Here is a 15514-nt window from a genome sequence, read left to right on the forward strand (position 1 = left end):
ACCCGCCGGGCCGGGATGATGAAGATCGGCAGCAGGACCAGCGAGAGCGTGGTGATCTGCCAGGAGAGGGTGAACATCACGCCGGCGGTCAGCACCAGCTGGATGACGTTGCTGACCACCCCGGAGAGGGTGGAGGTGAACGCCCGCTGGGCGCCCATCACGTCGTTGTTGAGCCGGCTGACCAGGGCGCCGGTCTGGGTGCGGGTGAAGAACTGCAACGGCATCCGCTGCACGTGGTCGTAGACCCGGGTGCGCAGGTCGAGGATGATCCCCTCGCCGATCCGGGCCGAGTACCACCGCTGGGCGAGGGAGAAGAGGGCGTCGGCGACCGCCAGCGCGGCGATCACCAGCGCCAGGCGGACCACGGTCGCCCCGGCCTCGGCGCCGCCCCGGGTGATGGCGTTGATGACCTTTCCGGCCAGCACCGGGGTGGCCACCCCGATGATCGCGGCGATCACCACCGTGATCAGGAAGACGACGATGTCCCGCCGGTACGGCCCCGCGAAGGCGACGATCCGCCGGGCGGTGCCCCGCTTGAGCCGGTGCGCGGAGACCTCGTCGCTGCTGCGCATCGACCGGAGCATGCTCCACCCGGCCATGCCCCCACCGGACATCGGGTTGGACATCGGTCACCTCCGGGATCTGCGGCAGCGCGCACCGTCGGGTTCGATTCTCCCGACGACTACGACAACCTCAGTAGTAACCCGGATCTTCCCGAACGGTCCTTACTATTCTCCCCGTCCGGCGAGGTCGCGCAGGCGGCGGGTCTGCGCCTCCCGCTCGGCGCGCTGCTGGTCGGCGTGTGAGCGGCCGGCCGCGCCGGCGAGCAACGCCTTGATCTCGACCACCGCGTCGCGGTTGTTGGCCAGCAGCCCGGCGGTGAGGTCGCGTACCGCGCCGTCCAGGTCGGCGGTGGGCACCACCAGCGTGGCCAGCCCGATCCGGTCCGCCTCGGCGGCGTCCATCCGCCGGCCGGTCGCGCAGATCTCCAGGGCCCGCGAGTACCCGACCAGCTCGACGAGGCGCTTCGTCCCGGCGAGGTCGGGCACCAGGCCCAGGGTCACCTCGGCCATGGAGAGCTTGGCGTCCTCGGCGAGCACCCGGAGGTCGCAGGCGAGCGCCAACTGGAAGCCGGCGCCGATGGCGTGCCCCTGCACGGCCGCCACGGAGATCACGTCGGGGCGGTGCAGCCAGCTGAAGCCGCCCTGGAACTCGGCGATCCGGTCGGCGCACTCCTGCTCGGGCAGGGTCGCCAGCTCGGCGAACGAACCCGGGCCGGACGCGCCGGCCACCGACAGGTCGAGGCCGGCGGAGAAGGACCGCCCCTCGCCGCGCACCACGACCACGCGCACGTCGCCGGGGAGATCCCGCGAGAAGTCGCTCATCGCGCGCCACATCGCCGGGGTCTGCGCGTTGAGCACGTCGGGCCGGCACAACGTCACCGTCGCCACCGGCCCGTCGCAGTCAAGTCGTACCCCGGTCGTCTCGGCGGTCACCGGACGGCCCGGAACACGACGCTGATGGACGACGCTGGTGGGCGGGTCACGCCTTCTTGCGGCGCCGGGCGCCGCCGCGCTGCCGCAGCTGGACGCCGGACTCGGTGAGCACCCGGTGGATGAACCCGTAGGAACGTCCGGTCGAGGCCGCGAGCGCGCGGATGCTCTCACCCGAGGTGTACCGCTTTACCAGGTCCTTGGCGAGCGTCTGACGCTCGGCTCCGACGATCCGGCGACCCTTCTCAGTGCTGGTGGCTGTGCCAGTGGCTGCCATGCTGATTCCTCACGTCCCAGACTGTGCGGTTCGGATACGGTCCCACCTATTAGACCGCCTCGAACGATCATGCGCCAGATATCAACTCTTCGCCAACCGACACGCTATGCGATGTCAGCTTCCCGATAGAGTGATCCTTCCGACCGGCCCCACAGGACGTGCGCGCCCGGGCCGTTCGGAGTCCGCCGTGCGCGCCGTACCCTGCCTGGCGTGACCGACCTGCTCGCCGCCGCGGCCGGGGCGGCCCTGGTGTTCGCCGCGACCAACGTGGACGACATCGTCGTGCTCACCGTGCTCTTCGTGGCCGCCCGCGCCACCGGCCGGCCCCGGCCCTGGCGGATCGTGGCGGGCCAGTACCTGGGCATCGGCGCTCTGGTCGCGACCGCTCTGGTGGTCGCGGCGGGCCTGCTCGTGGTGCCCGACCCGTGGACCGGCCTGCTCGGCCTGCTGCCGATCGGCCTCGGAATCCGGGCCCTGCTGGCGCGCACCGACGACGAGGCGCCACCGGCGGTGGTCGGCGGCGCGCTCGGGGTGGCCGGCGTGACCATCGCCAACGGCGCGGACAACATCGCCGTCTACGTGCCGGTGTTCCGCTCGCTGGAGCCGGCGGTCGGGCTGGTCTGGCTGGTGGTCTTCGCCGTCCTGGTGGCGCTCTGGTGCGCGGTCGCCGCCCTGCTCGGCGGGCATCCCCGGGTGGTCCGGCTGGTCGGCCGGGTCGGCCACTGGCTGGTACCGGCGATCTTCGTCGGCGTCGGCCTGGTCATCCTGGTCACCTCCGGCGTGCTGACCCGCCTGGCCGACCTGGCCAGCTGAGCCCTCCCGCCGGGCGCGGCCCCGTCCGGCCGCGTGATCGACCCCGTTACGGCGAGGTGGCGGGGTCGGGACGCCACCGACACCGCCACGTCGCCGTCATGGAGTCGATCATGCTGGCGGGCGACGACAGCGGCACCGGGCGGTCAGGCCAGTTCGACCAGTTCGAGCAGGTCGTCGCTCCAGGCGTCCTCGTCGCCGTCGGGCAACAGGATCGCGCGGTCGGGCTTGAGCGCGAGCACCGCGCCCGGGTCGTGGGTGACCAGCACGATCGCGCCCGGGTAGTTGGCGATGGCGTCGAGCACCTGTTCCCGGCTGACCGGGTCGAGGTTGTTGGTCGGCTCGTCCAGCAGCAGCACGTTGGCTCCGGAACAGACCAGCGTGGAGAGGGCGAGCCGGGTCTTCTCGCCGCCGGAGAGCACCCCGGCCGGCTTGTTCACGTCCTCTCCCGAGAAGAGGAACGCACCGAGGATCTTGCGCAGGTCGGTGTCGGACTGCTCGATGGCGGCGGCCCGCATGTTCTCCAGCACGGTCCGCTCGACGTCCAGGGTCTCGTGCTCCTGGGCGTAGTAGCCCAGCCGCAGGCCGTGCCCGGCGTGCACCTCGCCGGTGTCCGGCGTGAGCAGGCCGCCGAGCATCCGCAGCAGGGTGGTCTTGCCGGCGCCGTTGAGCCCCAGGATGGCGACCCGGGAACCACGGTCCACCGCGACGTTCACGTCGGTGAAGATCTCCAGCGAGCCGTACGACTTGGAGAGGCCGGTCGCGGTCAGCGGGGTCTTGCCGCACGGCGCCGGGGTGGGGAAGCGCACCTTCGCCACCTTGTCGGAGACGCGTACCTCCTCCAGGCCGGAGATCAGCTTCTCGGCGCGGCGGGCCATGTTCTGCGCGGCGACGGTCTTGGTGGCCTTGGCCCGCATCTTGTCGGCCTGGGCCATCAGGGCGCCGGCCTTCTTCTCGGCGTTGGCCCGTTCGCGGCGGCGGCGCCGCTCGTCGGTCTCCCGCGCCTCCAGGTACGCCTTCCACCCCAGGTTGTAGACGTCGACCACCGAGCGGGTGGCGTCGAGGAACCACACCTTGTTGACCACCGACTCCAGCAGCGCGCCGTCGTGGGAGATGACGATCAGGCCGCCCTTGTGGTTGGCGAGGAAGGTGCGCAACCAGGTGATCGAGTCGGCGTCGAGGTGGTTGGTCGGCTCGTCGAGCAGCAGGATGCCGCCGCCGTTCTCGCCGGCGTCGCGGAACAGGATCCGGGCCAGCTCGATGCGGCGGCGCTGGCCGCCGGAGAGGGTGCCGATGGTCTGGGCGAGCGCCCGGTCGGGCAGCCCGAGGTTGGCGCAGATCCGGGCCGCCTCGGCCTCGGCGGCGTACCCACCGAGGGAGGCGAACTGGTCCTCCAGCGCGCCGTAGCGGCGCACCAGCTTGTCGTCGGCGCCGTCGGCGAGCTTGGCCTCGATCTCCGTCATCTGGGCCATGAGCACGTCCAGGCCCCGGGCGGAGAGCACCCGGTCCCGCCCGGTGACCTCCAGGTCGCCGGTACGCGGGTCCTGCGGCAGGTAGCCGATCGCGCTGCGCCGGTCGATCTGGCCGGCGTACGGCTGCCCCTCCCCCGCCAGCACCTTCAGCGTGGTGGTCTTGCCGGCGCCGTTGCGGCCCACGAGGCCGATCCGGTCACCGGGCTGCACCCGCAGGGTGGTGTCGGACAGCAGGATCCGGGCGCCGGCACGCAGCTCCAGGCCGGTGGCAGTGATCATTTTCCGGTACTCGCTCTCGGGGTCTGGAAGGGCTGACTCAGGGCACGCGAAACGGCCGGCGGGCCCGATGGACCGTCGGCGCGGGGCGGTTCAGCCTTCGCAGAGCAGCACGAGGCAAGTGTACCGGGCCGGCTTCGGCGCCCCGCCCGGATTACCGAGCAAGATCATCGGGTACCGAAACGCCGTCCGGACCCGGTCCGGTACCGCAACCACCAAACGTGATGAATCGGTGATCGGGGTCAACATGGAGCTGAACGAGAACGCGCAGATCGACACCAGTCAGGTGGACGATCGGCGAGGGTCCGGCGGGGGCGGCGGGATGGGCATCCCCATCCCGATCGGCGGCGGTCGCGGAGGGATCGTCGGCATCATCATCGCCGTACTGGTCGCGCTGGTCGGCGGCGGCTTCGGGTTGAACGCCGCGACCAACGGCGGCGGGGATGAGCAGGGTGACAACACGTCGCTGCAGCAGAAGTGCTCGGCCGACGACGCGCTCCAGCAGCTGGACTGCCGCAACACCGCGTACGTCAACTCGATCCAGGCGTACTGGCAGGCCGCGCTGCCGGAGAAGTTCGGCGAGCAGTACCGGCCGTCGAAGACGGTCTTCTTCAGCCAGGGCGTGAACACCGGCTGCGGCCAGGCCGACTCCGGCGTGGGCCCGTTCTACTGCCCGGCCGACGACCTGGTCTACATCGACCTGACCTTCTACCGGGTGCTGGCCGACCAGCTCGGCGCGGAGGGCGAGTTCGCCCAGCCGTACGTGCTCGCCCACGAGTACGGCCACCACGTGCAGGACCTGCTCGGCACCGAGGCGCAGATGCGCCGCCAGCAGCAGCGCGACCCGGACAACGCCAACGCGCTGTCGGTGAAGCTGGAGCTGCAGGCCGACTGCTACGCGGGCGCCTGGGCGAAGAACGCCACCGGCACCGCCGACGCGAAGGGCCAGAAGATCTTCAAGAGCGTCAGCGAGCAGGACATCGCGCAGGCGATCGACACCGCCGAGAAGATCGGCGACGACGCCATCTCGGAGCGGGCGAACCGCCCGGTGAACCCCGAGGAGTTCACCCACGGCTCCTCCGCGCAGCGCAAGGAGTGGTTCAGCCGCGGCTACGACAGCGGCGACCCGAAGTCCTGCGACACCTTCGGCGGCAGCCTCTGAGCGCCCCGGTCCGAGGTGCCCGGCGGCGGCCGGTGGGTTCCCCACCCACCGGCCGCCGTCGCGTTTCCGGTCACCGGTTCCGGCCGCGTCCGGCCAGCATGGCTTTGGTCGAGTCAGGTTCGCCGTCGACCCGGCAGCCGCCGGTTACTGCGCCGCCTGAGTCCCTGGCTCGTGACGGCGTGATAGATGATCATGACGATGATCCCGATCAGGCCCACCACGGGGTTGACGAACCAGCCGAGTGCCGCGCTGCTGCCGTAGAGGAAGATGCCGGTGATGGGGCGGGCCCGCTGGGCGTGCAGGTGCTCGGTGGAGATCCCGGGTGCCAGCAGTGCGGGGTGGCGTTCCAGGTAGGCGAAGAAGGCCAGCCAGGGTACCGACATCAGCGCTGCGGACAGTGCGTACAGGACCACCGCCACCCGCTGGTCGGCGGCGCCCGCATGGGCGAATGCCGACGCGAGCACCGCGGTGGGAAACGGGATGATCACGGCGCCGAGCAGGAGGGCGAGGTTGATCCAGTTGAGGGCGAGATTCGTCCGGCCGACCAGGAGCAGCAGCGCGTGGTGGTTCAGCCAGAGCACACCGATGTAGACGAACGAGATGACGAAGGCGAGGTAGGCGGCCTTCTCGTGCAGGAGCGCGTCGAGCAGCCCACCGGATTTGTACGCCGGTGGGCGAAGTTCCAGCACGAGGAGGGTGATGACGATCGCGAACACCCCGTCGCTGAACGCCGTCATCCGGTCGGTGTCGGTCGTCGTCGTGCCCTGCGCCGCCGGCACGGCCCCCTCGTGTGCGGCCATTGCCGCAGGCTAGCGGCCGGAACACAACGAGTTGGCCACGCCACACCGAGCAGGTTCCTGGGATGGAAGTAGGCAGTGTCGGGCGGCCGCCGCACCGCAGGTCAGTCCTCCAGCAGTGCGGTCAGCCTCGCGGAGCCCGTGGCCAGGTCGCCGGGACCGCTCGCCCAGCTCGACAGCAGTCGAAGCTTCTCCTCCGACGGAGAGCCGGTGTCGGCGGTGTAGATGATCAGCGACTGGCCCGGGTCGGCAGGCAGGGCCAGCGATTGATAGTTGATCGTCATCGGGCCGACGAGTTCGTGGTGCAACAGCTTCGTCCCGTGGGTGTGCTGAAAGACCGGGTGGTCGGCCCACCAGCGAGCGAACTGGTCGGAGCGGGCGGTGAGTTCGGCCACGAGCTCGGCCAGCGCGGGATCCTCAGCGTGACGGCCTGCTGCGAGGCGCAGGATGGCCACCATCTGCGGTGCGACCACGTCCCACTCCCGGTAGACCCGACGCGCGCGTGGGTCGAGGAACGTCCAGCGGGCCATGTTCCGCTCTCGCAGCGGCATCGCTTCGAAGTCGTCCAGCAGGACCTTGCCCATCCGGTTGATGCCCAGCACCTCAAGTCGAGGGCCGTGGATGATCGCCGGCGTCGGATCGAGGCTGTCGAGCATCGCCCGCAGGGCCGCGCGTGGCTTCGGCGGCTGCTCTGGGGCCGTCCGCCTGGCAGCCGCAGCCGGGCGGGTGAGGGCGAACAGGTGCCGCGTTTCAAGATCATCGAGCCGGAGCGCCCGCGCAACAGCGTCGAGAACCTGGTCCGAGACGTTTCGGGCGCGGCCCTGCTCAAGCCGGGTGTAGTAGTCGGCGCTCACGCCGGCGGCCAGGGCGACCTCCTCGCGGCGCAGGCCGTGGACCCGCCGACCGCCGTTGGGCCAGGCGAGCCCTAGGTCCGGCGGAGTCAGACGGGCGCGACGCGACCGGAGAAAGTCCCCCAGCTCGGCTCCTCGGTGCATCAGCCAAGTATCCGTCGCGTCCGGCAGGCCGACCAGGTGCTGGGTGGTCCTGACAGACCCAGGATGCGCAGACCGAGGAACAGGAGGGCCGGCCAGCACCTGTCGACAACCCGGTGCAGCGGCTGCAATTGACGAGCCCGCCCGATCCGGCGGACAGCAACGATCCAGGGAGCACAACCATGCCGATGCCGGCCCTTCCCCCCAAGAACTACAAGACCCCGTTCGCGTCGATGATCGGCCACCACGTCGCCATCCGCGTGCCGGACTTCGAGGCGAGCAAGAAGTGGTTCGTCGAGAAGCTGGACTGGCGGGTTCTGCACGAGTGGCCCTACGGCGACCTTCAGCTGGCCTACGTCGGCCCGGCCACCGACGACACCTTCTTCGTCGAGATCCTCGGCGGCGGCGACCCGCAGCCCAAGGTGATCTACGACGATGTCGACGCCAGCCTCGTCCACGCCGGCTACCACCACTTCTGCCTGACCGTCGACAGCGTCGACGACACCGTGGCCGAACTGCGGCGGCGCGGCGTCACGATCATCGGCGAGCCCTTCGAGCTGGAATCCATCAGCCGACGACTGGCGTTCTTCAGCGACCCGTGGGGCAACCTGATCGAACTGGCCCAGGTCATCGCCTGACACCCGCGTCAGCTGGCGTGCTGGTCCGTGGTCGGCGTCCCCTCTCCAGCCGCGCGGCTCACGGGCCAGCACGCCGAGGTCATCCAGGCCCCAGGCCCCCTGCTGACGCCCGGGAGATCCGCCCCCTTCAACTTGCTCCGGCCGGTGCCGCGTCTGGTCGGCTCGACTTCCGAAGCAGCGGCTCCAACACCCCCACTGCTCATCGGTCAGATCACCGCGACCCACCGGAAGATCACCGATGCGATCAGCCAGCAGGATCAACTTCTGCAACAGGCCCCAGGCCGGACGCAGGATGCGCCGCCGCGGGCTCAAGCTGGCACACGACGCGCCGCAGCGAGTGTCGAGCCTGGCGCACAACGGGTCGCAACGGGCTCAGGGCGGAAGCACGACCCGCCGCAACCGGACCGACCCAGGCCACGGCACACCCAAACAGGCTCAGGCCGGAGGAATGACGGGCCGCAGCCGTTCAGGCGGCGTCGGGTGCGGCGTCGCGGACCAGGATCCGCACCGCGCGGGCCGCGGCGATCGCGGCGACCAGCACCGCGTGCCGGGGCTCGGGGACGTCGAGCAGCCGCTCGGCCCGCAGCGCGGCGAGCGGGGCCAGCCGCCGGTCGGCGAGCACGGTGTCGACGGCCCGCCGGTCACCGCCGCAGACCAGCGCGCGCAGCGTCGCCGCCTCCGGCAGCAGCAGCCGTACGGCCAGCTCGGCCGCGTCGCCGAGGGCCGCCTTCGCCTGGTTGTCCCGCCGCCGGGCGAAGCGCTGCTGCGACCACCCGCCCGCGGCGGTGCGGCCCTGCACGTAGCGGGTGTCCACCTTGGAGACCACCAGCTCCTCGCCCACCGCGACGCCGACCGCCACCGCGCCCTTGCGGGCCAGCAGCAGGCCGATCCGGCGCGGCTCGGCCGCGGCGGCCACGAATTCGGGTACGTCCCGGGTGGGCGGCGCCCCGGGCGGGGTGTGCAGCTCGGCGGTCGCGCCGTCCGGCGCGGCGAGCAGCAGGCCGTACCCGGCGACGGTGGTGGTGGGCGGGCCGTGCCGGTCGGCGAAGCCCTCGACCCAGCGGGCGACGCGGGTCGGGTCGACCTCGACCCACCGGCCACCCCCGGCTGCGGGTCGACTGGTCATGGCCGAACGGTACCGAATTGCCGGACCACGGGCGGCGCCCCACTCCGGGCCTTTCATGGGCATCGATGAACGCTTACCATCCGGTAACCGAATGTTTCTCGGATCCACCCTCCGTCTGCGAGGTACCCATGCAGCCACGCGGTCCCGTCCCACCGCACCCCGCCCGCCGCCCCGTCGCCCGCCGGCTGACCGCCGCCGCCGCGGCAACGGTCACCGTGGCGGCCCTGCTCCCCGTCTCCCCCACCGCCCCCGCCGCGGCCGCGACCGCCGCCACCACCGCCACCACCAGCAGTTTCGCCGCGGGCGACCACTGTCTCGGCGAGTGCTCGGACATCCTGCCGCCGGGGCAGAACGGCAACGCCACCCTCGTCGAGGTGCTCGCCAACCAGGCCCTCGGCACCCTGCCCCGGCACGCCGGTGACCAGCTCGGCCGGTACGCCGACCTGGTCTACGGCTACGCGGGGCTGCGCGAGGACCAGCTCGGCGCGTTCTTCAACGACGCCGGCTTCGGCGTGCCGGCCGATCAGGTCGAGCGCAGCTACTCGCCGCGCGCCGACGTGACCATCGTGCGCGACCGGGCGACCGGCGTCCCGCACGTCACCGGCAGCACCCGCGGCGGCACCATGTTCGGGGCCGGCTACGCCGGCGCCGAGGACCGGCTGTTCACCATCGACCTGCTGCGCCACGTCGGGCGGGGCACCCTCACCCCGTTCGCCGGTGGCGCGCCCGGCAACCGCGCGCTGGAGCAGAGCGTCTGGCGCAACTCGCCGTACACCGAGGCGGACCTGGCGGCGCAGGTGGAGGCGCTGCGGCGCAAAGGCCCGCGGGGCGAGCAGCTCTACGCCGACGTGCAGGAGTACATCGCCGGTATCAACGCCTACATCGGGCACTGCATGGCGCACCGCAACTGCCCCGGCGAGTACGTGCTCACCGGGCACCTGGACGCGGTCACCAACGCCGGCGGGCCCGAGCCGTTCCGGATGACCGACCTGATCGCCATCGCCGGCGTGGTGGGCGGGCTGTTCGGCGGCGGGGGCGGCAACGAGATGCAGTCGGCGCTGGTCCGGCTGGCCGCGCGGGCCCGCTACGGCGTGGTCGAGGGTGACCGGGTCTGGACCGCCTTCCGCAGCCAGGAGAACCCGGAGACGGTGCTGACCCTGCACGACGGGCAGAGCTTCCCGTACGGTGGCGCCCCCGCGAACGCGGCCAGCGTGGTGCTGCCGGACGGCGGCTCGGCCCGGGTGGAACCCGTCGTCAGCGACGCCACCGGTGCGGCCACCGGCGCCGCCGCCGGTGGACCGTCCGAGCTGGCCGCCGCACTGTCCGGGCTGACCATCGGCCGGGCCAACCGGGGCATGTCGAACGCGGCGGTGATCTCGGCCGAGCACTCCGCCACCGGCCACCCGATCGCCGTGTTCGGCCCGCAGACCGGCTACTTCTCACCCCAGCTGCTGATGGTGCAGGAGTTGCAGGGGCCGGGGATCAGCGCGCGCGGCGCCGCCTTCGCCGGGCTCAACCTCTACGTGCTGCTGGGCCGGGGCCAGGACTACGCCTGGAGCGCCACCTCGTCGGCCCACGACATCACCGACACCTACGCGCTGCCGCTGTGCACGGTGGACGGCAGCGCACCCACCCTGGCCAGCAACCACTACCGCTACCGGGGCCGGTGCCAGCCGATGGAGGAGATCTCGCACGTCAACGCCTGGCGGCCGACCCTCGCCGACGGCACCGCCGCCGGGTCGTACCGGCTGGTCGCCCGGCGCACCGCGCTCGGCCTGGTCGCCTGGCGGGGCACCGTGGGCGGCCAGCCGCACGCCTTCACCCACCTGCGCTCCACCTACCGGCACGAGGCGGACTCGGCGATCGGCTTCCAGATGTTCAACGACCCGGCCGCGATGGGCGACGCCGCGGCCTTCCGCGAGTCCGCCGGCACCATCGGGTACGCGTTCAACTGGTTCTACGTCAACTCCACCGAGTCGGCGTACGCCAACTCGGGGCTCAACCCGGTGCGCGCGGCCGGGTCCGACCCGAACCTGCCGATGAAGGCCGACCCGGCGTACGAGTGGCGCGACTTCGACCCGGTCGCCAACACCGCCGCGTACCAGCCCCTGGCCGAGCAGCCGTACTCGGTGGACCAGGACTACTACGTGAGCTGGAACAACAAGCAGGCCAAGGACTTCGGCGCCGCCGACGGCAACTTCAGCTTCGGCCCGGTGCACCGGGCGAACCTGCTGGACCGGCCGATCCGGGCGGCGCTGGCGGACGGGCGCACCTTCGACCGGGCCACGCTGACCTCGCTGGTCGAGCGGGCCGGCCTGACCGACCTGCGCGGCGCCGAGGTGCTCGACGAGCTGATCCGGGTGCTGGAGAGCCAGCCGGTCACCGACGCCGACCTGGCCGCCGTGGTGGGCAAGCTCCGGGCCTGGCGCGCCGACGGCGCACTGCGGGTCGAGACGGCCCCCGGCAGCAAGGTGTACCGGCACGCGGACGCGATCCGGATCTTCGACGCCTGGTGGCCGCTGCTGGTCAACGGCCAGTTCAAGGCGCCCCTGGGCCCGGAGCTGTACCAGGCGCTGGTCAACGCGATGCAGATCAACGAGTCGCCGTCCGGGCAGCAGCGCGGCGACGAGTCCACCCTGCCCACCTCGGCCAACGAGGCGCAGGGACACAAGGGCTCGTCGTTCCAGTACGGCTGGTGGGGGTACGTCGACACCGACCTGCGCGCCGTGCTGGGCGAGCCGGTGCCCGGCGGGTCGGACCGCCGGTACTGCGGCGGCGGCGACCTCGCCGCCTGCCGGCAGATCCTGCTGGACACGCTGCGCAGCGCCGCCGCCCGACCGGCGACCGAGGTCTATCCCGGCGACGCGAGCTGCGCGGCCGGCGACCAGTGGTGCGCCGACGCCATCGTCCAGTCCCCGCTCGGCGGGCTGAAGCAGCCCGTCATCGCCTGGCAGAACCGGCCGACCTACCAGCAGGTGGTGTCGTTCCCGGCCCGCCGCGGCGACGACCTGACCAACCTGGCCGCCGGCCGCCCGGTCACCGCCTCCAGCAGCCAGCTCTTCCTCCCGGCCAGCCGGGCGGTGGACGGCGATCGGGGCACCCGGTGGTCGAGCGGCTGGTCGGACAACCAGTCGATCACCGTGGACCTCGGCGCGGTCCGGCCGGTGGCCCGCGCGGTGCTGCGCTGGGAGGCGGCGCACGCCCGGTCGTACCGGATCGACGTCTCCACCGACGGCGTCGCCTGGCGGACGGTCTGGTCCACCACCGCCGGGGACGGCGGCACCGACAACAACCGGTTCGCCACGACAAGTGCCCGCTACGTGCGGATGGTCGGGCTGACCCGGGCCACGTCCTACGGCTTCTCGCTCTGGGAACTGGAGGTGTACCCGCACTGAGCCGGCCGGCTCACCAGACCATCCGCAGCGCCAGCAGCACGATCAGCGCGCTGGCCAGCAGCGCGGTGACCAGCCGGCCACGGTCGGAGGTGAGCAGCCGGCCGAGCAGCGAGCCGCCGCCGGCGACCAGCAGTTGCCAGCTCGCCGAGGCGGCGAACGCCGCGGCCACGAAGACCACCTGGCCGGCGGGCGTCCACCCACCGGACGCCTGCCGGCCGATCACCAGGGCCACGAAGTAGACGATGGTCATCGGGTTGAGCAGGGTGAGCGCCAGCAGCCCGGCGAAGGCCCGGCCGGGCGTGGCCAGACCCCGCTCGGCCCGCGCCGGGCCGGGCGGGCGACGGTGCCGGCGCAGCGCGCCCACGGCGAGCTGCCCGGCGAGGAAGAGCAGGATCACGACGGCCGCCCAGCGCAACGGGGTCGCCACCGGGCGCACCAGGCCGGCGAGGGCCGCGCCGCCGAGCACGGCCAGCGCGGCGTAGAGGCCGTCCGCCGCGGCCACCCCGAGGGCGGCGGCGGCGCCGACCCGCAACGAGGTACGGGCGGTGAGCCCGATGACCACGATGGCGATCGCCCCGACCGGCACCGCCACCCCGTAGCCGGCGAGCAGGCCGGCGAGCAGCGCGTCACCCATGGCGGCGGGTACCGGGTCGCAGCCGCCGCGGCACCGGCCGCTGTCGCCCGGCGGCGATGGCCGCGGCGACAGGGACGGTGCGGGACGACTTCGACTCGATCACGCAGCGATTGTCGCCGGACGCCGTCCGGGCACGCCACCGGTTATCCGTCGGTGCGGGCCGCGCGTACGACAAAGGCCCCGACCTGAGGTCGGGGCCTTTCGTCCGGCCAGCCGGCGCGGTCGGTCAGACGTTGAAGCCGAGCGAGCGGAGCTGGTCGCGCCCCTCGTCGGTGATCTTGTCGGGACCCCACGGCGGCAGCCAGACCCAGTTGATCCGGATGTCGTTGACCAGTCCCCCGCCGGGGCCGGTGGTCAGCGCCTGCCGGGCCTGGTCCTCGATCACGTCGGTGAGCGGGCAGGCCGCCGAGGTGAGCGTCATGTCCAGCGTCGCCACGTTCTCGTCGTCGACGTGCACGCCGTACACCAGGCCTAGGTCGACCACGTTGATGCCGAGCTCCGGGTCGACGACGTCCTTCATCGCCTCCTCGATGTCGGCGAGGGCGGCCTTGCCGCCCGCCGGCGTCGGAGCGCCGTCGGTCGCCACGGCACCGGTCGCCGGCGTCGTGGCGGCGTCACCGGCCTCCGGCGTCGCCGCGGTGGCGGTGTCCTCGCTGTTCATGCCTTCACCTCCGTCGGGCTCACGCCCACGCCGGCGCGTGCCGCGGCGTCCTTGAACGCCATCCACGGCAGCAGCGCGCACTTGACCCGGGCGGGGTAGCGGGCGACGCCCGCGAAAGCCACCCCGTCACCGAGTACGTCCTCGTCCGGCGTGACCTGGCCACGCCCGGACATCAACTCGACGAACGCCTCGTGCACGGCGAACGCCTCACCCGCACCCCGACCGCGCAGCAGCTCGTGCAGCACGCTCGCCGACGCCTGGCTGATCGAGCAGCCCATCCCGTCGTACGAGATGTCGTCGAGGGTGTCGCCGTCGGTGGCCACCCGGACGGTGATCTCGTCACCGCAGGTCGGGTTGACGTGGTGCGCCTCGGCGACCCGGGCGTCCGGGTCGGCGTCGCGCAGGCCACGCCCGTGCGGGTGCTTGTAGTGGTCCAGGATGATCTCCTGGTAGAGCTGGTCGAGCTGCATCAGTCGAACACCTTCCGCGCCTGCTCGAGCCCCGCCACCAGGGCGTCGATCTCCTCCGTGGTGGTGTACAGGTAGAACGACGCCCGCGTCATGGCCGGAACGCCGAACCGGGTGCACACCGGCTTCGCGCAGTGATGCCCCACCCGCACCTGCACGCCGAGCGAGTCGAGGACCTGCCCCACGTCGTGCGGGTGGATGTCACCGAGCGCGAACGAGATCGTCCCACCCCGGCCGACCGGCACCGTCGGTCCGAAGATCCGCAGCCCCGGCACGGTGGCGAGGGCGTCCAGCGCGTACGCCGTCAGCTGCTTCTCGTGCCACTGGATGGCGCGCATCCCGATGCCGGTGAGGTAGTCCACCGCCGCGCCGAGCGCGACCGCCTCGGCGATCGGCGGGGTGCCGGCCTCGAACCGGGCCGGCGGCGCGGCGAACGTCGAGCCCGCCATCGACACAGTCTCGATCATCGACCCGCCGCCGAGCACCGGGGGCATCGCGGCGAGCAGCTCGCCCCGGCCCCAGAGCACGCCGATGCCGGTCGGGCCGCACATCTTGTGGCCGGTGAAGACGATGAAGTCGGCGTCGTAGTCGACCACGTCCATCGGCATGTGCGGCACCGACTGCGAGCAGTCGAGCAGCAGCAGCGCACCCACCTCACGGACCCGCTGGGTGATCCGGGAGGTGGCGTTGACCGTGCCGAGGATGTTGGACATGTGCACCAGCGAGACGATCTTCGTCCGCTCGGTGACCAGCTCCTCCAGCCCCGACTCGTCCAGCCGCCCGTTGTCGGTGACCGGGAACCAGCGCAGGGTCGCGCCGGTGCGCTCGCAGAGCAGCTGCCACGGGACGATGTTCGAGTGGTGCTCCATCTCGGAGATCACCACCTCGTCGCCCGGGCCGAGCCGGAACCGGGGGTCGGCGTCGGCCCGCAGCGAGGCGTTGGAGAACGCGTACGCCACGATGTTGATCGCCTCGGTGGAGTTCTTGGTGAACACCACCTCGTCCACGCTCGGCGCGTTGATGAACGCGGCGATCTTCGCCCGCGCCCCCTCGTACGCCTCGGTCGCCTCGGTGCCCAGGGTGTGCACCGAGCGCGACACGTTGGCGTTGTGCATCGCGTAGTGCTCGGCGAGCACGTCGAGCACCTGACGCGGCTTGTGCGAGGTGTTGGCGCTGTCGAGATAGACCAGCCGGTGCCCGTTGATCTCCCGGTCCAGGATCGGGAAGTCGGCGCGCACTCCTGCCACGTCGAAGCGTGGCACGTCGTCGTACTGCGGCATCCCGGACGGGATCGCGATGGTGGTCATCTCAGCC

The 15514-nt window shown here is 72.0% G+C and carries 15 protein-coding genes; 4 read left to right on the forward strand and 11 right to left on the reverse strand.

All coding sequences use genetic code 11. The features are described from left to right. The 3 genes from FHX75_RS28810 to FHX75_RS28820 form a co-directional block, all read right to left on the reverse strand. Nucleotides 1-614, reverse strand: a 614-nt coding sequence (locus tag FHX75_RS28810; protein WP_246158822.1) for an ABC transporter transmembrane domain-containing protein, incomplete at its 3' end; no start/stop codon positions are given. A gap of 114 nt (nucleotides 615-728) precedes the next feature. Further along, nucleotides 729-1496 (reverse strand): enoyl-CoA hydratase/isomerase family protein, encoded by a 768-nt coding sequence (locus FHX75_RS28815; protein WP_154943602.1) that lies wholly within the window; start codon nucleotides 1494-1496, stop codon nucleotides 729-731. A 46-nt stretch (nucleotides 1497-1542) separates the two neighbouring features. After that, nucleotides 1543-1770: a helix-turn-helix domain-containing protein gene (locus FHX75_RS28820; RefSeq protein WP_007462679.1), complete on the reverse strand. Its 228-nt coding sequence runs from the start codon at nucleotides 1768-1770 to the stop codon at nucleotides 1543-1545. A 210-nt stretch (nucleotides 1771-1980) separates the two neighbouring features. On the opposite strand from FHX75_RS28820, the gene FHX75_RS28825 reads away from it, so the two are divergent. Then, a complete protein-coding gene (locus tag FHX75_RS28825) occupies nucleotides 1981-2583 on the forward strand; it encodes a cadmium resistance transporter (RefSeq protein ID WP_246158802.1) in 603 nt (200 codons plus the stop codon). 143 nt (nucleotides 2584-2726) lie between these two features. Here the strand turns inward: FHX75_RS28825 and FHX75_RS28830 are convergent, their stop codons facing one another. Continuing rightward, entirely contained in the window at nucleotides 2727-4331 is a 1605-nt protein-coding gene (locus FHX75_RS28830) for an ABC-F family ATP-binding cassette domain-containing protein (RefSeq protein WP_154943606.1), read from the reverse strand. Nucleotides 4332-4575: 244 nt separating this feature from the next. Here FHX75_RS28830 and ypfJ point away from each other — a divergent pair, with 244 nt between their 5' ends. Then, entirely contained in the window at nucleotides 4576-5490 is a 915-nt protein-coding gene (gene ypfJ / locus FHX75_RS28835) for a KPN_02809 family neutral zinc metallopeptidase (RefSeq protein WP_154943928.1), read from the forward strand. A gap of 113 nt (nucleotides 5491-5603) precedes the next feature. Here ypfJ and FHX75_RS28840 read toward each other — a convergent pair whose 3' ends face one another. Together FHX75_RS28840 and FHX75_RS28845 are read right to left on the reverse strand one after the other, a co-directional pair. Next, the gene (locus tag FHX75_RS28840; RefSeq protein WP_170285502.1) at nucleotides 5604-6269 is read right to left on the reverse strand and encodes a TMEM175 family protein; all 666 of its coding nucleotides are present in this window, start codon (nucleotides 6267-6269) and stop codon (nucleotides 5604-5606) included. Between the two features lie 122 nt (nucleotides 6270-6391). Continuing rightward, a complete protein-coding gene (locus FHX75_RS28845) occupies nucleotides 6392-7282 on the reverse strand; it encodes a helix-turn-helix transcriptional regulator (RefSeq protein WP_154943610.1) in 891 nt (296 codons plus the stop codon). 179 nt (nucleotides 7283-7461) lie between these two features. On the opposite strand from FHX75_RS28845, the gene FHX75_RS28850 reads away from it, so the two are divergent. Further along, a complete protein-coding gene (locus FHX75_RS28850; protein WP_154943612.1) occupies nucleotides 7462-7917 on the forward strand; it encodes a VOC family protein in 456 nt (151 codons plus the stop codon). Between the two features lie 466 nt (nucleotides 7918-8383). On the opposite strand, the gene FHX75_RS28855 is transcribed toward FHX75_RS28850, so the two are convergent. Next, entirely contained in the window at nucleotides 8384-9043 is a 660-nt protein-coding gene (locus tag FHX75_RS28855) for an acVLRF1 family peptidyl-tRNA hydrolase (protein ID WP_154943614.1), read from the reverse strand. A gap of 128 nt (nucleotides 9044-9171) precedes the next feature. Between FHX75_RS28855 and FHX75_RS28860 the strand changes: the two genes are divergently transcribed. Continuing rightward, nucleotides 9172-12438: a penicillin acylase family protein gene (locus FHX75_RS28860; protein ID WP_154943616.1), complete on the forward strand. Its 3267-nt coding sequence runs from the start codon at nucleotides 9172-9174 to the stop codon at nucleotides 12436-12438. A 10-nt stretch (nucleotides 12439-12448) separates the two neighbouring features. On the opposite strand, the gene FHX75_RS28865 is transcribed toward FHX75_RS28860, so the two are convergent. The 4 genes from FHX75_RS28865 to FHX75_RS28880 form a co-directional block, all read right to left on the reverse strand. After that, complete coding sequence (locus tag FHX75_RS28865; RefSeq protein ID WP_154943618.1) at nucleotides 12449-13072, reverse strand: LysE family transporter; 624 nt, start codon at nucleotides 13070-13072, stop codon at nucleotides 12449-12451. A 226-nt stretch (nucleotides 13073-13298) separates the two neighbouring features. Continuing rightward, complete coding sequence (locus tag FHX75_RS28870; RefSeq protein WP_154943620.1) at nucleotides 13299-13733, reverse strand: metal-sulfur cluster assembly factor; 435 nt, start codon at nucleotides 13731-13733, stop codon at nucleotides 13299-13301. Beyond that, complete coding sequence (gene sufU, locus FHX75_RS28875; protein WP_154943622.1) at nucleotides 13730-14203, reverse strand: Fe-S cluster assembly sulfur transfer protein SufU; 474 nt, start codon at nucleotides 14201-14203, stop codon at nucleotides 13730-13732. Before sufU ends, FHX75_RS28870 begins: the two co-directional genes overlap by 4 nt. Beyond that, nucleotides 14203-15507, reverse strand: a complete 1305-nt coding sequence (locus FHX75_RS28880) for a cysteine desulfurase (protein WP_154943624.1) — start codon at nucleotides 15505-15507, stop codon at nucleotides 14203-14205. Before FHX75_RS28880 ends, sufU begins: the two co-directional genes overlap by 1 nt. Nucleotides 15508-15514: the final 7 nt, after the last annotated feature.

The sequence above is a fragment of the Micromonospora palomenae genome (genome assembly GCF_007829925.1).
GTDB classification, from domain to species: Bacteria; Actinomycetota; Actinomycetes; order Mycobacteriales; family Micromonosporaceae; genus Micromonospora; species Micromonospora purpureochromogenes.